Source organism: Ruegeria sp. CDSA077, from assembly GCF_059612265.1.
The window spans coordinates 1-2990 of the sequence record NZ_JBXWQG010000029.1 but is presented as its reverse complement, the minus strand read 5'-3'; the positions used below and the strand labels follow the sequence as shown (position 1 = coordinate 2990).

The window sequence follows — 2990 nt, the reverse complement described above, 5'->3', positions numbered from 1 at the left end:
GTCAGGCCTTCTGGTTCTGGGAGTTTGTTTGCGCGGCATGCGGCGGTCAGGGTGTTGGCCAGCAGGCATGCGATTGTCATGGGGCCGACGCCACCGGGGACGGGGGTGATTGCTCCGGCGCGTTCGGCGGCGCTGGCGTAATCCACGTCTCCAACCAGCTTGTTCTTGCCGTCGCGTTCAATGCGGTTGATGCCCACGTCGATGACCGTGGCCCCTTCCTTGATCCAGTCGCCGGGCACCATCTCGGGGCGGCCCACAGCGGCGACAACGATATCCGCGCGACGGACAACATCGGGCAGATCCTTGGTGCGGCTATGCGCGATGGTCACGGTGCAGCTGTCGCCCAGCAGCAGCTGCGCCATCGGCTTGCCAACGATGTTCGAGCGGCCGATCACAACCGCGTCCATTCCGGACAACGATCCATGATGGTCCCGCAGCATCATCAGGCAGCCCAGCGGGGTACAGGGCACCATCGATTTCTGACCGGTGCCCAGCAGGCCCACATTCGAGATGTGGAACCCGTCGACATCCTTGGCCGGGTCGATCGAATTGATCACCAGATCTTCGTTCAGATGCTTGGGCAGCGGCAGCTGCACCAGAATGCCGTGGACTGCGGGATCGGTATTCAGCTTGTCGATCAGTGCCAGCAGGTCTGCCTCGGAGGTGTCCACATCCAGCTTGTGCTCATACGAGTTCATGCCGACCTCGACGGTCATCTTGCCCTTTGAGCGGACATAGACCTGGCTGGCCGGGTCTTCGCCCACCAGAACCACGGCCAGACCGGGGGTGATGCCATTTTCGTCCTTCAGCTTTGCAACCTGATCGGCAACCTGTGCCCGCACCGTTGCTGCAAAGGCCTTACCGTCGATAACCTGCGCTACCATTCTTCGATCCCTTCTTCCCAAAAACGGATCGGGCGCTTGGGGCGCCCGGTCAGTCAGTCGTTGCCGAGCACACGTTCCTCACGCGCAATCGACCAGTCAATCAGAATGCGCCACAGCGTCTCGGCCAGATCGGGGTCCATCCCCGCCGCCTGAGAGCTGGCACGCACCTTTTGCACCACCTCTTCAACACGATCCGGAATACGGGCCGGCAGGCCCTCGCCCGGCTTCAACTCAGACGCGCGATCAATGTAGCTGGCGCGCCTCACCAGCATCTCGATCAGGTGCCGGTCCAGCTGGTCAATCTGAATCCGCAGATCCTGCATCGTTGCGCAGTCTTGCGGCGGTGTCAGAGTGGGCATCGTGATCTCCTCGTGGCCCGGAGCATTCTCCGGATCACGAGATGTCTTATCTGGCGACTTAGAACAAGCCCTCGATCTCACCTGCGTCATTGAGGCAGATGCTTTCGGCCGCCGGTTTGCGCGGCAGGCCCGGCATAGTCATGATCTCACCACAGACCGCCACGATAAATCCGGCACCCGCGCTCAGGCGCACCTCGCGCACCGGAACCGAATGGCCGGTGGGCGCTCCGCGCAACGAGGGATCGGTCGAGAAGGAATACTGCGTCTTGGCCATGCAGACCGGCAGGTTGCCGTAACCGGCTTCTTCCCATTCACGCAGCTGGTTGCGGATCTTGTTGTCGGCCAGAACCTCGTCCGCGCGATAGATGCGCTTGGCGATGGTTTCGATCTTCTCGAACAGCGGCATATCGTCGGGGTAGATCGGCGCAAAGTTCGCTGTGCCCCCTTCGACGATTTCGACCACCTTCTCGGCCAGCGGCGCCGAGCCTTCCGACCCCAGCTCCCAGTGACGCGACAGAACCGCTTCGACCCCGTGGTCAGAGCAATAGTCTTTCACGGCTTGCACTTCAGCGTCGGTATCGGTGACGAAGTGGTTGATGCCAACCACAACCGGCACGCCAAAGGATTTGACGTTTTCGATGTGACGACCCAGGTTGGCACAGCCCGATTTGACCGCGTCGACGTTTTCCGCACCCAGATCAGCCTTGGCCACACCGCCATTCATCTTCATCGCACGCACGGTGGCGACCAGCACCACAGCCGACGGCGCGATACCCGCTTTGCGGCACTTGATGTTCATGAATTTCTCGGCGCCCAGATCGGCCCCAAAACCCGCTTCGGTCACGACATAGTCAGCAACCTTCAGCGCGGTCTTGGTCGCAATGACCGAGTTACAGCCATGTGCAATGTTGGCAAACGGGCCACCATGGACAAAGGCCGGGTTGTTTTCCAGCGTCTGCACCAGGTTCGGCTGCATCGCGTCCTTCAGCAGCACCGTCATCGCACCTTCTGCCTTGATGTCGCGGCAATACACGGCTGTCTTGTCGCGGCGATACGCGACGATGATGTCACCCAGACGCTTTTCCAGATCTTTCAGATCATTGGCCAGGCACAGGATCGCCATAACTTCAGAGGCCACGGTGATGTCAAAGCCGGTCTCGCGCGGGAAACCGTTCGATACGCCACCCAAGCTGGCCGTGATCTGACGCAGCGCGCGGTCGTTCATGTCGACCACACGACGCCACGCTACACGGCGAATGTCGATCTCGCACTCATTGCCCCAGTAGATGTGGTTGTCGATCATCGCCGACAGCAGTGAATGGGCGCTGGTGATGGCGTGAAAGTCACCGGTGAAGTGCAGGTTCATCTCTTCCATCGGAACAACCTGCGCGTAACCACCACCCGCAGCGCCGCCCTTCATGCCAAAGTTCGGGCCCAGCGAAGCCTCACGGATACAGATCATCGCGTTCTTGCCAATCCGGTTCAGACCGTCACCCAGACCCACAGTCGTCGTCGTCTTACCCTCACCCGCAGGCGTCGGGTTGATCGCCGTCACCAGAATCAGCTTGCCGTCCTCACGGCCCTGAACCGAATTGATGAAGTCCTGGCTCACCTTTGCCTTGTCATGGCCATAGGGCAGAAGATCAGCAGATTCGATGCCGATCTTCGCACCAATCTCCTGAATCGGCTTCTTCTTCGCCTCACGCGCAATTTCGATGTCAGATTTATAGCTCATTGGGTTTCGGTC

General features: G+C 60.3%; 3 protein-coding genes. All 3 read right to left on the bottom strand.

What is annotated here, in order from left to right:
• Nucleotides 1-884 (bottom strand): bifunctional methylenetetrahydrofolate dehydrogenase/methenyltetrahydrofolate cyclohydrolase FolD (gene folD / locus AC2FLE_RS21330; RefSeq protein WP_271952851.1); only part of this gene is annotated, 884 nt, incomplete at its 3' end.
• Nucleotides 885-937: 53 nt separating this feature from the next.
• A complete protein-coding gene (locus AC2FLE_RS21325) occupies nt 938-1243 on the bottom strand; it encodes a chorismate mutase (RefSeq protein ID WP_142640424.1) in 306 nt (101 codons plus the stop codon).
• A 58-nt stretch (nt 1244-1301) separates the two neighbouring features.
• Nucleotides 1302-2978, bottom strand: a complete 1677-nt coding sequence (locus tag AC2FLE_RS21320) for a formate--tetrahydrofolate ligase (RefSeq protein WP_496693145.1) — start codon at nt 2976-2978, stop codon at nt 1302-1304.
• Nucleotides 2979-2990: the final 12 nt, after the last annotated feature.

What these genes read in the sequence shown, in the direction of transcription:
- AC2FLE_RS21325 (WP_142640424.1), bottom strand. Translation starts at nt 1,243, where the DNA reads ATGCCCACTCTGACACCGCCGCAAGACTGCGCAACGATGCAGGATCTG.
- AC2FLE_RS21320 (WP_496693145.1), bottom strand. Translation starts at nt 2,978, where the DNA reads ATGAGCTATAAATCTGACATCGAAATTGCGCGTGAGGCGAAGAAGAAG.